Origin of the sequence: Providencia sp. PROV040 (genome assembly GCF_032706145.1) — a bacterium.
GTDB lineage: Bacteria > Pseudomonadota > Gammaproteobacteria > Enterobacterales > Enterobacteriaceae > Providencia > Providencia hangzhouensis.
Genome location: NZ_CP120530.1, coordinates 3501058 through 3518562 on the forward strand (window position 1 = coordinate 3501058; position 17505 = coordinate 3518562).

Genomic DNA, 17505 nt, shown 5'->3' on the forward strand with positions numbered 1-17505 from the left:
TAGGTCAGTTATGGAATCACCTGCATTATTAATAAATAAAATTATTTCAGTTTCATTGCTCGATCCAAGAATTGAAGCCGTGGTATTAACCGGCTCTCGAGGGCGAGAACAACATATCGATAGTTATTCTGATATTGATATCGAATTGATTGGCCACGGGGTGACAGAGCTATTCCAACAAACACATTGGGTTAATAACTTTGGTACCCCCTTGGCTGCTCTTCATTTACTTAACGAAGAAAATGATGCGCCAGACTGGCCTACTTGCTTGGTGATCTATGAAGAAGGCCGCAAAGTTGATTTCACTTTTGCAGAACCTGAGCGTCTCGAAAAAATGAAGTGTGAAGGTTTAGATGCGACATTTTCACGGGGCTTTACTGTTTTATTGGATAAAACAGGGATCGCTAATGGCCTGCCTGAAATTGCCAATTCAACATCTTTACAGCCAAAGCCTGTTAGTGCCTCTGAATTTGCCGAGATAATCACCGATTTTTGGCATGAGGCTCATCAAGTCGCCATCGCACTCACACGAAATGAGTTATGGGTGGCATGGTCGCGAAGTGCAGATATGAAGCAGTATTTTCTCACACTAGTTGAAAACCTAGTTTCTCTGCAAGGTAAGCATGTTTGGTATAAAGGCCGTCAATATCACGAATGGATGCCTAAACCCTATATCGAGGCATTGGAGGTCATTTTTAATTGTGGAACGGCTCACAGCGCTTCATTGTCTCTTCAGTGTTTGATGCGCTGCTTTAATGAAGTAGCTACCGAGCTCGCTAGCCTTCAAGGCTTCAATGATATGCAGCTTATGGCAGAAAAAATGCAAGAACTGCTTATTGGCATTTTGCAGGATAACGCCCTACTCCCTGAAACACTGTAAAATAAGATAAATATAAATGAAGCACAGCAAAGGAATGCGGTGCTTTTATTGTTGTGAGCGATTAGACAACTAAGTACTTACTTAGGTAAATATTACTTGGATTGCTTGCTTGATAATGGCTTGAGATGGTGGGTCGTGCAGGATTGAAATCCTTCGGATTTGCCCTACGGGCTGAACCTGCAACCAGCTTGTCGAGGTATGGCTTAACGACTGAGTGTTTACTTAGGTGAGTATTGGCTTGGATCGTTTGTTTAGGAATAGCTTTGAGATGGTGGGTCGTGCAGGATTCGAACCTGCGACCAATTGATTAAAAGTCAACTGCTCTACCGACTGAGCTAACGACCCATCTTGGAAGTTCTGATTTTTTTACTGCTTAGATGGTGGGTCGTGCAGGATTCGAACCTGCGACCAATTGATTAAAAGTCAACTGCTCTACCGACTGAGCTAACGACCCATCTAAAACAATATTTCCAACTAAATTTCTTTTTGTATCTCGAGATTTTTGGCTAACCACATTCTCGTCTCAACGGCGGCCTATATTACTGATTTCTGACGAGGGTGCAATGATTTTTTTTAAAAAAAAGTTTAAATGCGCACTTATCATACTGATAACCCCGAAATATTCGGTAATATTGCTTCGGGGCTATAAATTAAAGTGTACTCAGCTTTTTTTCGGCTAATTTTGAACCAGCACTGTTTGGATATTGTTTCAATACCTGCTGGTAAACAGCTTTCGCTTTATCTTTTTGTCCCTTATCTTGCATGATCAGCCCAACTTTATATAAGGCTTCGCTGCTTTTTTGGGATTTAGGATACTGCTTAACTACAGTGGCGAAATAAAAAGCAGCATCGTCTTTGCTACCTTTATTGTAGTTTAACTGCCCCAGCCAATAGTTGGCGTTAGATTGATACCCAGACTTAGGGTAGGCTTTAATAAAACCTTGTAATGCACCTATTGCTTGGTCAATTTGAGCTTTGGATTTGCTTTCCATCGCTAATTTGACTGCAGCATTGTAATCATCTTTCTCATTTCCACCTGTATTGGCCGCTGCCGTAGGTGTCGCTGAGGAAGATGATCCATTTGATGCGCTAGTGTCAGGTGTTGCTGTATCGCCTGAGGTTGCTGAATTACCACCGCCCGCATTGTCTAATTGCATGTATAAATCTTTCTGACGCTCAATGACTTGATTCAATTTGTATTCACTTTCTTGAATCTGACCACGTAACATGTCGATGTCGCGTTGATTGTCAGCGAGTTGCTGTTGAATTTGATACAGAATTTGACCTTGAGAGCTAACTGCTGTCTCAAGTTGGGTAAGGCGGTCTGCTGTTGAACCAGATCCGACATTGTTGATTGGCGCTTGGGCAATAGCGGCCCAAGGGGCCGCTACGCCAACCAATAACGACAGACCGACTAGTAAGTGTCTGAAGTTACTGTTCATAATAGATAATTTCGCTTATCTATTAGTATGCAATGACTGCACGACGGTTTTTCGCGTAGTCTGCTTCAGTGTGACCTAACACAGCTGGTTTTTCTTTACCGTAAGAAACCAGTGAAACTTGGTCACCAGAAACACCTTTGCTTTGCAGGTACATTTTAACTGCATTAGCACGACGCTCGCCCAGCGCGATGTTATATTCTGGAGTACCACGCTCATCCGCATGACCTTCAACAACAACACGTACAGATGGGTTGCTACGCAGGAATGCTGCGTGTGCATCTAACATTTCAGCGTACTCTGGAGATACGTTGTATTTGTCAAAGCCAAAGTAAACAGTGTTGTTTTGTTGCAGCTGTTCCATTTGCTGACGTGCCAGCTCTTCCGCAGACAGACCAGTATTAGTTTGGTTAGTAGAAGTATCTACGCCATCTTGGTCATTGTTTTTGTTAGAGCTACAAGCTGCGACTGCCATGATTGGTAACGCGATCATCAGCCCTTTAAGCACTTTATTCAGTTGCATCGTTTTGATCCTTAATATTTTTTGCCACACATTATTATTATGCATCACAGATACGGCGACCAGGCAGGAAATTTAACCTGTCCATCGGTAGCCGGAAGACGCGCTTTGAAACGCCCGTCGGTCGAAACTAGCTGCAATATAGTCCCCAAGCCTTGAGAGGAGCTATAAATTACCATAGTGCCGTTAGGTGCGATACTCGGCGTTTCATCTAGGAACGTTTTCGTTAAAAATTCAACGTTATTCGTTGCCAGATCTTGTTTGGCGACATGTTGCTGACCGCCACCGGAGCTGACCATCACTAAGAAAGTACCATCCGGGCTAACATCAGCGTCCTGATTTTGTGTTCCTTCCCAGGACACACGCTCAGGGCTGCCACCATTAATATTCATTTTATAAATCTGCGGACGTCCTGCCTGATCTGAAGTATAGACTAAAGTTTGGCTATCTGGCATCCAGCTTGGCTCGGTATTGTTACTACGACCATCGGTTACCTGACGAATTTGCCCACTCGCTAAGTCCATTACATATAAATTCAAGCTGCCTGTTTTAGACAATGCAAATGCCAGTTTAGTCCCATCCGGAGAGAATGCAGGTGCCCCATTGTGACGAGGGAATGATGCTACCTGACGAACCGCTCCTGTCGATAAGGTTTGAATGACAAGTGCTGAACTGCCGCTTTCAAATGTAACATAAGCCAGTTTTTCACCATCTGGTGACCATGCTGGCGACATCAAAGGTTCTGGTGAACGGTGAACCGTAAACTGGTTAAAACCGTCGTAATCAGAAACACGTAATTCATATGGGTACTGACCGCCTTTGTTGACAACAATATAAGCAATACGTGTACGGAATGCACCACGAATACCTGTCAATTTTTCAAAGACTTCATCACTTGCAGTATGCGCTGCATAACGTAACCATTCTTTTGTTACTTTATATTGGTTCTGAGATAAAACAGCACCTGGGTTAGCCGCGACATCGACTAACTGATAGCTAACAACAAAGCTACCATCTGCTGCAGGCTGTACTTGCCCCACAACAACTGCGTTAATACCTAACGCTGTCCACGCTTCAGGAATCACTTCAGAAGCGGTACCCGGTTGTTGAGGCATACGGCTTGGTTCGATAGGGTTAAATTTCCCGCTATTGCGTAAATCAGCACCGACTATTTGGCCGACTTCTTGTGGTGGTGCACCGGCACCTGACCATTTGAACGGAACAACACCAATAGGTTGAGCTGAGTTAACACCTTCAGTGATCTCAATACGTATTTCAGCCTGAGCCACTGTCGCCCATAGCATTAGGAACCCTAAAACTACTTTAAAAGCCTGCTTCATTCTTATCTCCCTTACTGCGGATTATTTACTACCGCAATAATTCGCTGAATTTTAACAAAGGTATAATAACAAAACTAGATACCACACAAACTATTTATGCTATTGCCTTAATAATATCAATACAGACTGCTCTGAGTTATTGAATATTAAGGTTTAAACACAACCGTGCTACCTGCTTTATTAAACGTATCATAGACTTCTCTGCTAGGTGGTTTAGGCATCGTTGCAAGTTTTGCTGCTCGGATTGCTGCATCACAGAGTGCCGCGTCATTGGCCGGGCTATTTTTTGGTGTAATACTCACCAATAACCCATCTGGCGCGAGCTTCAATTGAAGTTCACAAGTACGCCCACGGAAAGTATCTGAATCATAAAACTTACTTTGGATAGCCGCTTTGACTTTACCAGCATAGCTGTCCACATCAGCATTGGATGCCCCTGATTTTTTACCGCCACCTTTTCCAGCTGCAGCTTCGCCACCTTGCTTGCTAGGGCCTGATGCCGTTAAATCACCAAGCAAATCGTCAACGGAAGCCGCATTTTTTGCAGCCTCAGCCTTAGCTTTTGCCGCTTTGGCTTTCGCTTCTTTATCTGCTTTTTCTTTGGCTTCCTTATCGGCTTTAGCTTTAGCTTCTTTCTCAGCTTTTACTTTAGCGTCCTTTTCTGCTTTTTCCTTGGCTTCTTTTTCGGCTTTCTCTTTAGCTTCTTTTTCAGCTTTGGCTTTCGCCGCTTCTGCTTCTTTCTGAGCTTGTGCCTCAGCTTTCGCCTTTTCAGCGGCTTGCTCTTTAATTAATTTTTCTTTTTCTGCTTTCGCTTTCGCGGCAGCTTCTTCAGCTATTTTTTGCTCTTCCTTCGCTTTTTTAGCCGCTTCTAATGCTTTTTTCTGTTGTTCTTCGGCTTGCTTTTGTTGCTCCGCCGTTGCACGCTCAGTTTTAATACGCTCTTCTTCAAGCTGCTGAAGACGCTTTTGTTCCTTTTCTTGCTGCTCTCTAAGCTCAGCCTCTTGCTTTTGTTCTTGCTCTTTACGCTCTTTCGCCGCTTGTCTGACGTTATTTTGCTGCCTTTGCATTTCTTCATACTGCTCAACAACCACGCCAGGGTCAACCATCACCGCATCGATGACAGTTCCCTCTTCTCCGCCACCACCAAGTTTGACGACGGAAACTAAAGAGCCTATAACAATCAAGCCGATCAATAGGACGTGCAATACAATTGACATCACTAATGATCGATTTAAGTTATCTTTTTTCTCTTTTGTTTTTCCCACTCTGGTATCCAAAAAAAGAATTGTGACTTATTCAAACGACAATAACCCAGCCTAAATAGGCTGAGTCATCAAGCCAACCGATTTTATCCCTGCGCTGTGTAATATATTCAGCGCCTTAATCACTTCTTCATAAGGGACTTCTTTTGCTCCACCAATCAAGAAAATCGCTTTTGGATTTTTCTCTAATTGAGATTTTGCTTCTGCCGCAATTTGCTCTGGTGGTAACAATTCTAGAACCTCACCATCAAGACGCATATTATATTGGCCAACCCCCGACACTTCTAAAATAATCGGTGGGTTATCACTTGATGAAACGGTTTGTGTATCTGTTGCATCCGGCAATTCAACTTCCACACTTTGAGAAATAATCGGTGCTGTTGCCATAAATATCAGCAACAGTACCAACAATACGTCCAGTAATGGAACAATGTTGATTTCGGATTTCAGCTCACGTCTGCGACTTGTGCGCGCCATTCGCTTATCTCCCCCGTCTTATTTCTTATCAGCAGAGAAAGCTTGACGATGCAAGATGGCTAAAAACTCTTCCATAAAGTTATCGTAGTTTTGCTCTAATTTGCTGACACGTAAGTTCAAACGGTTAAATGCCATAACTGCAGGGATCGCTGCAAACAAACCAATTGCGGTTGCAATCAATGCTTCAGCAATACCCGGTGCAACCATTTGTAATGTTGCTTGTTTTACCGCGCCCAATGCAATAAATGCATGCATAATCCCCCAAACGGTACCAAATAAACCAATATAAGGGCTAATTGAGCCAACAGTACCTAAAAATGGGATATGCGCTTCAACTGATTCAAGTTCACGATTCATTGAGATACGCATTGCACGAGAAGCGCCCGTGACAACCGCATCTGGCGCATGAATATTCGCTTGGTGTAAACGAACGAACTCTTTAAAACCAGAATGGAAAATTTGTTCGGCACCACTCAATTCATCACGGCGAGCTTGGCTTTCTTTATATAAGCGCGATAACTCGATACCTGACCAGAACTTATCTTCAAATGCTTCAGCCTCACGAGTTGCCGCATTTAAAATTTTCGTTCTTTGAATAATGATCGCCCATGATGCGATAGAAAAACCGATCAAAACGAACATAATGAGCTGAACCAAAAGGCTCGCTTTAAGGAATAAATCCAGGATATTCATGTCAGTCACTGTTTAAACTCCGCGACAATAGACTTAGGAAGCGCAATCGGCTTCATTTTTGATGTGTCCACACAAGCAATAAGGGCATTTGCCCCACAAAGCAGGTTACCTTGCGAATCAACTAACCTTTGCTGAAAAGTTAATGAAGCGCGTTTCATTTCAATAATTTTCGTTTCAACTTCCAGCAGGTCATCTAGCTTAGCGCCTTTGACAAAATCAATTGTCATGCTTCGCACAACGAAGCCAAGGTTTTCAGCAAGCATACTTTGTTGATTGATACCTTTATTTCGCAGCATTTCGGTTCTTGCTCGCTCAAAAAAGGCTAAATAGCGTGCATGATAAACAACACCGCCCGCATCTGTATCTTCATAATACACGCGAACAGGCCAGCGAAATAACATAACAATCACTCCGTCTTAGGTTAAATTAATTAACGGTGCCACTATACGCAAGACAGTGCCAGTTTGGAATCACTTTGAAAGTAAAGATATCAAAAATAATTATGGGTCCATTGACCCATAATTAGCAATTAGAATTATCTAAAGACCTGAAAAAGTCCCCAAATAAGAATGATGGCAGCTGGCAATGGATGGAAAATTGCACGGAAGATAACTTTTTTAGGTTTAAAACCCACACCAAAAATCATCGCGGTACATGTTGCCCATATTAACAACAGCCCTTGCCATATCTGAAATGAACTCGTTTTCGCAGCAAATAGGGTTGGATCCCACATGACTGCACCTGCAGTTACTAAAGCTAAAATAAGGATAAGGGCCCTTATCGGCCCCTTATCCAATAGCTGATAGGTTTTATCCACCAGCATTTTTATTACTCACCATCTTTAGCTGTTTTAGAGTCTTCTGAGTGCTCTAATGCTAATGCTGCAATCACTGCAAAACTACAAGCTAACAGCGTGCCGAGGATCCAGGCGAAATACCACATAGTTATGCTCCTTAATACAGCGAGTGCTTGTTGCCTTCGATGAAGTTTTTGTCCAAACGACCGAACATTTTGTAGTAACACCATGCGGTGTATGCCAGTACGATTGGAACAAAGATAATAGCAACAACAGTCATCACTTGCAGTGTGAACAAGCTAGATGTTGCATCCCACATGGTCAAACTTGCGTTTGGCATGATGCTTGAAGGCATGATGAATGGGAACATTGCTACACCACAGGTTAAAATGATACAAGCGATAGTTAATGAAGAACTCACAAACGCCCAACCATTTTTGTCTGCTTTACTAAACAGCATTGTGATTAACGGTAGTGCTACACCTAGAGCAGGCAACGCCCACAGAATTGGGTAAGTGTTGAAATTAGTCAACCAAGCACCTGATTCAACTGCGACTGTTTTGTTGAGTGGGTTAGAAACACTCAATGTATCGATAGTTGAAGTAACAACATAACCATCAATACCCATTACTAACCAAACACCTGCGCCTGCGAAAGCAACTAAAGTAACTAATGCACAGATATAAGTCGCTTTACGAACACGTAAGTACAGTTCACCCGTGGTACGCATTTGCAAATAAGTTGCACCTTGCGTCACAATCATCATTAAGCCGACAACACCCGCTAACAGACCATATGGGTTTAGCAGACCAAACAGGTTACCTGTATAAGTCAGGTACTGCTGGTTATCGATTTGTAGTGGAACACCTAATAACAGGTTACCAAACGCAACACCGATAACTAATGGTGGAACGAAACCACCAATAAACAGACCCCAGTCCCACATATTACGCCATTTTGGGTTCTCCAGTTTTGAACGGTAGTCGAAACCAACCGGACGGAAGAACAGTGCTGCTAATACCAAAATCATAGCGACATAGAAGCCGGAGAATGCCGCAGCATAAACTTGTGGCCATGCAGCGAACATAGCACCACCCGCGGTGATTAACCAAACTTGGTTACCATCCCAGTGAGGTGCAACTGCATTAATCATGATACGGCGTTCAGTATCTGTTTTACCTAAGATAGGTAATAAGAAGCCAACGCCCATGTCAAAGCCATCTGTGACAGCAAACCCAATCAGTAATACACCGATAAGGATCCACCACACAAATCGAAGAACTTCATAATCAAACATAAGTGGACTCCTATTTACTGAACGTCGTGTGCAGAAGTGTTTTTCTGTTCAAAGTGGTAACGACCGGTTTTCAGGCTACTTGGCCCTTTACGAGCGAATTTGAACATTAAGAACATTTCAGCAATTAAGAACAGTGTGTACAGACCACAGATCAATACCATAGAGAAGATCAGGTCATGGGTTGTCAAGTTGGAGTGTGCAACCGAAACCGGTAACACTTCACCAATTGCCCATGGCTGACGACCATATTCAGCAACGAACCAACCCGATTCAATTGCAATCCATGGTAATGGAATACCGAGTAGTGCAATACGCAGCAATAGTTTATTTTGACCAATACGGTTACGAACTACTGACAGGAATGCCCAGCCAATAATCAACAGTAGCAGGAAGCCAACACCAACCATGATACGGAATGCCCAGAACAGAGGCCCAACGTTAGGAATACTATCTTTCACTGCTTTTTGGATTTGAGCTTCAGTTGCATCAACAACATTTGGTGCATATTGTTTTAACAGAAGACCATATCCAAGATCTTTTTTGCTTGCTTCGAATGCCGCACGCAGTTCAGGATCTTTATTACCTGCAAGAAGTTCTTGTAACTGACCGTATGCAATCATACCGTTACGAATGCGAACTTCGTGTTGTTTCATTAGGTCTTTCAAGCCTAAAACAGGTGTGTCGACAGAACGGGTTGCAATGATACCCATCGCCCAAGGAATCGAGATAGCAAATTTATTTTCTTGTTTCTCGGTATCTGGCCAAGCGATTAAGTTAAACGCGGCTGGAGGAGCATGAGTTTCCCACTCAGCTTCAACGGCTGCAAGTTTCGTTTTTTGTACGTCACCCATTTCGTAACCTGATTCATCACCAAGAACGATAACAGATAGAACCGCTGCAATACCAAAACTTGCCGCAATTGCAAAAGAACGCTTAGCAAAAGCAACATCACGACCTTTAAGCAGGTAGTAAGAGCTAATACCTAAGATAAACATTGCACCGGTACAATAACCTGCAGCAACTGTGTGGACGAATTTAACTTGTGCGACTGGGTTCAAGACTAGCTCAGAGAAGCTAACCATTTCCATACGCATGGTTTCAAAGTTGAAATCAGCAGCGATTGGGTTTTGCATCCAACCGTTCGCGACCAAAATCCACAGAGCAGAGAAGTTAGAACCTAAAGCAACTAACCATGTTACAGCAAGGTGTTGTTTTTTGCTTAAACGATCCCAACCAAAGAAGAATAAACCAACAAAGGTAGATTCTAAGAAGAACGCCATCAAACCTTCGATTGCAAGAGGTGCACCGAAGATATCTCCAACGTAGTGAGCGTAGTAAGACCAGTTAGTACCGAATTGGAACTCCATGGTCAAACCCGTTGCAACACCCAGAGCAAAGTTAATACCAAATAACTTACCCCAGAACTTAGTCATATCTTTATAAATTTGTTTGCCTGACAGTACATATACCGTTTCCATGATCGCAAGCAAAAACGCCATACCTAGCGTTAATGGTACGAACAGGAAGTGATACATCGCAGTTAAGGCAAACTGTAATCGTGACAGTTCGACAATATCAAACATCTTGACTCCTTGCTCCTAGCAGGAAGACACCGACTTGCGGCAACCCAGCTTCCAGTTTTAAATACTTAGAAAGCCTCTTAACTACCAGCAAAAAATGCCTCAAAACAACAAATAATTAACAAAATTAAAAGAACAAACGTTACTATAATAATAGTACGCCTATCTTCACACACAATAAACTTCTTTTACGTGACTCAGATTTGAATTCTGAATTTACATCAATAATTATACCCTTTAATAGAAAACCGAGTATTTGATCGAGCACCAATTTAAGCAATTTGAACAAATAAAGCCAGAGGCAATGAATTGATTTACGTCAATTTTTTTCCTGTTGTTAATTGATATACCTGTCAGTCAATTAATGGTTATTTACTTGTTAAAATGCTGTTATTGATAATGATACAAATGTTCTTAATTTTTCCAAAGATTAACAAAAAATATAATCATTGAATTAAAGCCTCGAAAAAAGAATATTTAATTTGTAATAGTATCTTATTTTAAACTTATTATGAATTTTATTAATATAGCCGTTTTTATCAACTAAACGGTTATATTGGTTTAATTGAATTGTCGTCAATATTATAAAATTGACATGCCGCAATTTTGCTATTTTTTGCACAAAATGCGATTAGCGCCTCCCCTACTCGTCTAATTGCCCCTCATTATCAATTTTCCTTCATATAAGCCTGTAATACGCATTTTTAAGTATAGACACTCTTTTCAGAAAACCGCATAACCACATAAAATTTGTTTGAAATGTTTTTGTAAACCATAAAAAAACCCGCGCTCACATGAGCACGGGCTTTCGTCTCTTACTCTTGCTAGTTGCCTAGCAAATCACTTATTTGTTCAGTAATGATTTTACTGCATCACCGATGTCTGCAAGGCTACGAACGGTTTTCACACCAGCCGCTTCTAATGCAGCAAATTTCTCATCAGCTGTGCCTTTACCGCCAGCGATGATTGCACCTGCGTGCCCCATACGTTTGCCTTTTGGCGCAGTTACACCTGCGATGTAACCGACAACAGGTTTAGTGACGTGCTCTTTAATATAAGCCGCCGCTTCTTCTTCTGCGTTACCACCGATTTCACCGATCATGACGATAGCTTCAGTTTGCGGATCCGCTTGGAATAATTTCAGGATATCAATGAAGTTTGAACCTGGGATTGGGTCACCACCAATACCTACGCAAGTCGATTGACCTAAGCCTGCATCTGTTGTTTGTTTAACAGCTTCATAAGTCAACGTACCTGAACGCGAAACGATACCGACTTTACCTGGCATATGGATATGACCAGGTTGGATACCAATCTTACATTCACCCGGAGTGATAACACCTGGGCAGTTAGGCCCAATCATACGAACGCCTGCTTCGTCTAATTTCACTTTCACTGTCAGCATATCCAACGTTGGGATACCTTCAGTGATGGTGATTATCAGTTTAATGCCTGCATCGATAGCTTCTAAAATAGAATCTTTACAAAATGGTGCTGGAACATAGATAACAGAGGCTGTTGCGCCCGTTGCTTCTACAGCTTCACGAACAGTGTTAAATACAGGTAGACCTAAGTGAACAGTGCCACCTTTACCTGGAGTCACACCACCGACCATTTGCGTGCCATAAGCAATCGCTTGTTCTGAGTGGAATGTACCTTGACCACCAGTGAAACCTTGGCAAATTACTTTAGTGTTTTTATCGATTAAAATAGACATTATTTAGCCTCCGCTGCTGCTACTGCTTTCTTAGCTGCATCTGTCAGGCTATTTGCAGCGATGATGTTCAAGCCGCTATCTGCCAGTTTTTTAGCACCTAACTCTGCATTGTTACCTTCTAAACGCACAACTACCGGTACATTTACGCCAACTTCTTCAACTGCACCAATGATGCCGTCTGCAATCAGGTCGCAACGAACGATACCACCAAAGATGTTAACAAAAACCGCTTTCACGTTTTCATCAGAAAGAATGATTTTAAATGCTTCAGTTACACGCTCTTTTGTCGCGCCGCCGCCAACATCTAAGAAGTTAGCTGGTGCGCCGCCGTGTAATTTAACGATGTCCATCGTACCCATTGCAAGGCCTGCACCGTTAACCATACAACCGATGTTGCCGTCTAATGCAACATAGTTCAGTTCCCACTGAGCTGCTTGTGCTTCACGCGCATCTTCTTGTGATTCATCACGCAGTTCACGGATTTCAGGTTGGCGATATAACGCGTTGCTATCGATACCTAATTTACCATCTAAGCAAACTAAATCACCCGCAGTGCTGATAACCAGTGGGTTGATTTCAGCTAATGCTAAATCACGTTCTAGGAATAATGTTGCTAGGCCCATGAAAATTTTCGCAAATTGGCTAACTTGTTTGCCAGTTAGACCTAATTTGAATGCTAACTCACGACCTTGGAAAGGCATTGGGCCAGTCAGTGGGTCGATAATCGCTTTGTGAATTAACTCTGGGGTCTCTTCTGCGACTTTCTCAATTTCCACGCCACCTTCGGTAGAAGCCATGAACACAACGCGGCGAGTGCTACGGTCAACAACAGCACCTAAATAGAGTTCTTTATCAATGTCAGTCGCAGTTTCAACTAAAATTTGGTTTACTGGTTGGCCATTAGCATCTGTTTGATAGGTAACTAAGTTTTTACCTAACCAGTGTTCTGCAAACGCTTTAACTTCATTGATATCGCTAGTGACTTTCACGCCACCCGCTTTACCACGTCCACCAGCGTGAACTTGGCATTTAATTACCCATGGGCCGTTACCAATTTTTTTAGCTGCATCGACGGTTTCAGCAACTGATGAACAGGCATAACCTGTCGGTGCAGGCATCCCATAACGTGCAAACAACTGTTTTGCCTGGTACTCGTGTAAATTCATGATGTTCTATCCATAATTGAGTCTGAAGAGGCGTTTATTCGCCTCCTGCAATTGTTACTGATTTAGCAACCCGCGAACGGGTTGCATCGGTTACTTCAGACCGGGCAAGTTGTACCCTGCCCTGTTATGTTGCTATACGTCCAGCAGTAAACGAGTTGGGTCTTCCAGCATATCTTTGATAGCGACTAAGAAGCCAACTGACTCACTACCATCGATTAAACGGTGGTCGTAAGACAGTGCTAAATACATCATAGGAAGAATTTCTACCTTACCATTTACAGCCATAGGGCGGTCTTTAATCGCATGCATGCCTAAAATCGCGCTCTGTGGTGGGTTAATGATAGGTGTAGACATCAGAGAACCGAATACGCCACCGTTAGTGATAGTGAAGTTACCACCACTTAAGTCTTCGACAGTTAATTTACCGTCACGACCTTTGACAGCCAGTTCTTTAATTTTCTTCTCGATATCAGCCATGCTCATTGCATCGACATCACGCAGCACTGGCGTTACCAGACCACGAGGTGTTGATACAGCAATACTGATATCGAAATAGTTATGGTAAACCACATCATCGCCATCAATAGAAGCATTCACTTCTGGGTAGCGTTTCAGTGCTTCAACCGCAGCTTTAACATAGAAAGACATAAAGCCTAAACGAACACCATGACGTTTTTCGAATACTTCGCCATATTGTTTACGTAAGTCTTTGATTGGTTGCATGTTGACTTCGTTAAACGTCGTCAGCATTGCAGTCGTATTTTTCGCTTCTAACAGGCGCTCTGCAATACGTTTACGTAAACGAGTCATTGGAACACGTTTTTCACTACGGTGCGCTAAAGGCGCTTGTGGCGCTTCTGGTGCTTTCGCTGCAGGTGTCGCAGATTTATTTGCCGCTAAATGTTTTTCAACATCTTCACGAGTTAAACGACCGCCAACGCCAGTCCCTTTGATATCCGCAGGGTTTAAATCGTGCTCTGCAATTAAACGACGAATAGCTGGTGTCAGCGCATCGTTGCTTTCTGTTTCTAAACTTGCAGTTTGACGTTGTGCAGGTGTTGACTCTTGTGCTTCTTTCACTTCAGCTGGAATACCAGTGCTATCGCCTAAACGAATGCGACCCAGTAACTGCTTAGACAATACTGTTGCACCTTCATCTTCAACGATAGCTTCTAATACACCCGCTTCGCTTGCAGGAACTTCTAATACGACTTTATCTGTTTCGATCTCAACCAGTACTTCATCACGCTGAACACTGTCACCTGGTTTTTTATGCCATGTGGCAACCGTAGCATCTGCAACGGACTCAGGAAGATCGGGAACAAGAATTTCTACGCTACTCATTTTCTATCCTTTAATTATTCAATGTTCAAAGCGTCATTAACCAGGGCTTTTTGTTGTTCCTGGTGTACGGACGTATAGCCAACTGCTGGAGATGAAGAAGCAGCTCGACCTGCATAACGTAAAGTTGCCCCAGCTGGGATAGCTTCACGGAAGTTATGTTGACTGCAATACCAAGCACCTTGGTTTAATGGCTCTTCTTGACACCATACAAAGTCTTTTACATCAGTAAATTGCGCCAACGCTTTTTGGATATCTTCGTGTGGGAACGGATATAGCTGTTCGATACGCACGATAGCAACGTCAGTTTGTTCATTTTTACGACGCTGTTCTAACAGATCGTAATAGACTTTCCCTGAACACAGAACGACGCGTTTCACATTTTTCGGATTGATTTCATCGATTTCACCGATAACTGGCTCAAATGTACCATTAGCCAATTCTTCCATGCTAGAAACCGCTAACGGGTGACGCAGCAGAGATTTTGGTGACATCACAATCAGAGGACGGCGCATTCCACGTAAGGCTTGGCGACGTAACATGTGATAAACCTGAGCTGGTGTTGATGGCACACACACTTGCATGTTTTGGTCAGCACACAGTTGCAGGTAACGTTCTAAACGTGCAGATGAGTGCTCTGGCCCCTGACCTTCATAACCATGAGGCAGTAGCATTACCAGACCACACATACGACCCCATTTTTGCTCACCAGAGCTAATGAATTGGTCGATAACCACTTGCGCACAGTTAGCGAAGTCACCGAATTGTGCTTCCCAAATAGTCAATGCGCGTGGTTCTGTCGTTGCATAACCATATTCGAATGCTAATACGGCGTTTTCAGTCAGAACAGAGTCCCAAACATTAAAGACACCTTGGCCGTTATGGATATTCTGCAGTGGGACGTAAACTGAACCATTCGTTTGATTGTGAATAACTGCATGGCGATGGAAGAATGTACCACGGCCCGCATCTTCACCCGATAAACGTACTGGAACACCTTCATCAACCAATGTTGCGTACGCTAAAGTTTCAGCAGCACCCCAGTCGAGAAGTTTCTCACCTTTTGCCATTTCGGCACGGTCAGCATAAATTTTCTCAACACGAGATTGCGCAACCACGCCTTCTGGAATAGTACTGACTTTAGTTGCCAGTTCAGTTAGGCGTTTAATATCAACGGTTGATTTGTATGATGCATCCCATTCATGGTTTAAATATGGAGCCCATGTGTATGAGTTCAGACCCATTTCACGGTATTCTTCAACCACACAGTTACCCGCATCTAACGCATCACGATACAGATTAACCATTTCAGTGACATCATTAGCACTTAACACATTTTCTGCAATTAAACGGTCTGCATAAATTTTACGTGGTGTTGGGTGCTGTTTGATTTTTTGATACATCACTGGCTGAGTTGCACTTGGCTCATCCGCTTCGTTATGACCATGACGGCGATAGCATACTAAATCAATCATAACATCACGTTTGAACGTGTTACGGAAATCCAGTGCCAAACGTGTTACAAATGCCACTGCTTCAGGGTCATCTGCATTCACGTGGAAAATTGGCGCCTGCACCATTTTTACGATGTCAGTACAGTATTCGGTTGAACGTGTATCTTTTGGATTTGAAGTAGTGAAACCAATTTGGTTGTTAATTACGATACGCATTGTACCGCCAACTTCATAACCACGTGCTTGAGACATATTTAATGTTTCTTGCACAACGCCTTGGCCAGTTACTGCTGAGTCACCATGAATGGTAATTGGCAGAACCATATTGCTGCGGCCTTCATCCAGACGGTCACGACGAGCACGTACTGAACCAATAACCACAGGGCTAACAATCTCAAGGTGAGATGGGTTAAATGCTAATGCTAAGTGAACACGAGAACCTGCGGTTTCAAAATCAGAGGAGAAACCTTGGTGATACTTAACGTCACCCGCACTAGAGTGATCTTTATGTTTGCCCGCGAACTCATCAAATAATTCGCCAGGTTTTTTACCTAAGATATTAACTAGAACGTTTAAACGACCACGGTGAGCCATACCCAAAACAACTTCACGGGTATCTTGCTTGCCTGCGTGGTGGATTAAATCTTTCAGCATTGGGATTAGTGAATCACCACCTTCCAATGAGAAACGCTTGGCACCTGGGAATTTAGCCCCAATGTAACGCTCAAGCCCTTCAGCTGCCGTTAATTCTGCTAAGAAGCGTTTTTTCTCTTCTACTGAGAAAATTTTAGATACGTCTACAGATTCAAGACGCTGCTGAATCCAACGTTTTTCTTCTGTATTTGTGATATGCATATATTCAGCACCGATAGAACCGCAATAAATACGTTTCAGGTGCTCATATAGCTCACTCAGCTTCATGGTTTCTTTGCCAATAGCAAATGAACCCACATTGAAGGTTTCGTTGAAGTCTTCTTTCGTCAGGTTGTGGAATGCGGGGTCTAAATCTGGAACAGATTCACGTTTCCAAAGACCTAACGGGTCAAGATTCGCATTTTGGTGCCCGCGGAAGCGGAACGCATTGATTAATTGCAAAACTTTAACTTGTTTTGCGTCGATAGCTGGATCGCTAACAGAGGTGTGATAACGTGTAGAGTCTTTTGCTAAGCGACGGAAGTAATCGCGCGCTTGGGAGTGGAATTGTTCACCGCTAGTACCTAATGCCGCACCAGGTAGTTGATCAAAAATTGCTTTCCACTCGGCATCGACAGAGTTAGGGTCAGTCAGATAATCTTCATAGAGCTGTTCTATATAAGTCTGGTTCGCGCCTGCCAGAAAGCTTGAATCCAGCCAGTCCTTCATTACGCCGTTCTGCATTGTGATCCCTTAAGCTTTTAAAGCTTTAGTTTTCGCCGTGGTTAACTAATCGCCGCATTTAAGCGACCTCGATAAAGGTTCTCTTGGACGTGCTTTATGCATGTTCTCTCTTTGGGAGGCCCTTTATCAGTAAGGGTTTCCCTTTTAAGGAACCTTTAAAAACTGG

16 protein-coding genes and 2 tRNA genes are annotated in these 17505 nt (G+C 42.9%); 1 reads left to right on the forward strand and 17 read right to left on the reverse strand.

The genetic code is table 11. The features are described 5' to 3' along the window. The first annotated feature begins 10 nt into the window (after nucleotides 1-10). On the forward strand, nucleotides 11-880 hold the full coding sequence (locus P3L40_RS16230) for an aminoglycoside 6-adenylyltransferase (RefSeq protein WP_136135421.1): 870 nt from the start codon (nucleotides 11-13) through the stop codon (nucleotides 878-880). A 269-nt stretch (nucleotides 881-1149) separates the two neighbouring features. Here P3L40_RS16230 and P3L40_RS16235 read toward each other — a convergent pair. From P3L40_RS16235 to sucA, 17 genes are all read right to left on the reverse strand, one after another. Next, nucleotides 1150-1225, reverse strand: a tRNA-Lys gene (locus P3L40_RS16235). 33 nt (nucleotides 1226-1258) lie between these two features. Next, nucleotides 1259-1334 (reverse strand) — tRNA-Lys (locus P3L40_RS16240). 196 nt (nucleotides 1335-1530) lie between these two features. Then, entirely contained in the window at nucleotides 1531-2322 is a 792-nt protein-coding gene (cpoB, locus tag P3L40_RS16245; protein ID WP_004256777.1) for a cell division protein CpoB, read from the reverse strand. 22 nt (nucleotides 2323-2344) lie between these two features. Continuing rightward, a complete protein-coding gene (pal, locus tag P3L40_RS16250; RefSeq protein ID WP_004909091.1) occupies nucleotides 2345-2842 on the reverse strand; it encodes a peptidoglycan-associated lipoprotein Pal in 498 nt (165 codons plus the stop codon). 44 nt (nucleotides 2843-2886) lie between these two features. After that, entirely contained in the window at nucleotides 2887-4179 is a 1293-nt protein-coding gene (gene tolB, locus P3L40_RS16255) for a Tol-Pal system beta propeller repeat protein TolB (RefSeq protein WP_004256782.1), read from the reverse strand. Nucleotides 4180-4325: 146 nt separating this feature from the next. After that, nucleotides 4326-5444 carry a cell envelope integrity protein TolA gene (gene tolA, locus P3L40_RS16260; RefSeq protein ID WP_004256784.1) on the reverse strand — a complete coding sequence of 373 codons (1119 nt, stop codon included), beginning with the start codon at nucleotides 5442-5444 and terminating at the stop codon, nucleotides 4326-4328. A 51-nt stretch (nucleotides 5445-5495) separates the two neighbouring features. Then, nucleotides 5496-5918 (reverse strand): colicin uptake protein TolR, encoded by a 423-nt coding sequence (gene tolR, locus P3L40_RS16265; RefSeq protein WP_004256786.1) that lies wholly within the window; start codon nucleotides 5916-5918, stop codon nucleotides 5496-5498. A gap of 18 nt (nucleotides 5919-5936) precedes the next feature. Continuing rightward, nucleotides 5937-6620, reverse strand: a complete 684-nt coding sequence (gene tolQ / locus P3L40_RS16270; RefSeq protein WP_004256787.1) for a Tol-Pal system protein TolQ — start codon at nucleotides 6618-6620, stop codon at nucleotides 5937-5939. Beyond that, on the reverse strand, nucleotides 6617-7012 hold the full coding sequence (gene ybgC / locus P3L40_RS16275; protein ID WP_094961834.1) for a tol-pal system-associated acyl-CoA thioesterase: 396 nt from the start codon (nucleotides 7010-7012) through the stop codon (nucleotides 6617-6619). Before ybgC ends, tolQ begins: the two co-directional genes overlap by 4 nt. 134 nt (nucleotides 7013-7146) lie before the next feature. Continuing rightward, nucleotides 7147-7434 (reverse strand): cyd operon protein YbgE, encoded by a 288-nt coding sequence (gene ybgE / locus P3L40_RS16280; protein ID WP_004256791.1) that lies wholly within the window; start codon nucleotides 7432-7434, stop codon nucleotides 7147-7149. Nucleotides 7435-7439: 5 nt separating this feature from the next. Further along, on the reverse strand, nucleotides 7440-7553 hold the full coding sequence (gene cydX, locus P3L40_RS16285) for a cytochrome bd-I oxidase subunit CydX (RefSeq protein WP_004256792.1): 114 nt from the start codon (nucleotides 7551-7553) through the stop codon (nucleotides 7440-7442). Between the two features lie 11 nt (nucleotides 7554-7564). After that, on the reverse strand, nucleotides 7565-8704 hold the full coding sequence (gene cydB, locus P3L40_RS16290; RefSeq protein ID WP_004256794.1) for a cytochrome d ubiquinol oxidase subunit II: 1140 nt from the start codon (nucleotides 8702-8704) through the stop codon (nucleotides 7565-7567). A 14-nt stretch (nucleotides 8705-8718) separates the two neighbouring features. Continuing rightward, the gene (cydA, locus tag P3L40_RS16295) at nucleotides 8719-10287 is read right to left on the reverse strand and encodes a cytochrome ubiquinol oxidase subunit I (RefSeq protein ID WP_004256799.1); all 1569 of its coding nucleotides are present in this window, start codon (nucleotides 10285-10287) and stop codon (nucleotides 8719-8721) included. Between the two features lie 841 nt (nucleotides 10288-11128). Next, nucleotides 11129-12001 (reverse strand): succinate--CoA ligase subunit alpha, encoded by an 873-nt coding sequence (sucD, locus tag P3L40_RS16300; protein WP_004256808.1) that lies wholly within the window; start codon nucleotides 11999-12001, stop codon nucleotides 11129-11131. Further along, entirely contained in the window at nucleotides 12001-13167 is a 1167-nt protein-coding gene (gene sucC / locus P3L40_RS16305; RefSeq protein WP_004256812.1) for an ADP-forming succinate--CoA ligase subunit beta, read from the reverse strand. The genes sucD and sucC overlap by 1 nt, the downstream gene beginning before the upstream one ends. Before the next feature lie 132 nt (nucleotides 13168-13299). Continuing rightward, nucleotides 13300-14511, reverse strand: coding sequence for a 2-oxoglutarate dehydrogenase complex dihydrolipoyllysine-residue succinyltransferase (gene odhB, locus P3L40_RS16310; RefSeq protein ID WP_004256815.1), 1212 nt, complete (start codon nucleotides 14509-14511; stop codon nucleotides 13300-13302). Between the two features lie 14 nt (nucleotides 14512-14525). After that, complete coding sequence (gene sucA / locus P3L40_RS16315; protein ID WP_094961833.1) at nucleotides 14526-17339, reverse strand: 2-oxoglutarate dehydrogenase E1 component; 2814 nt, start codon at nucleotides 17337-17339, stop codon at nucleotides 14526-14528. Nucleotides 17340-17505 lie beyond the last annotated feature (166 nt).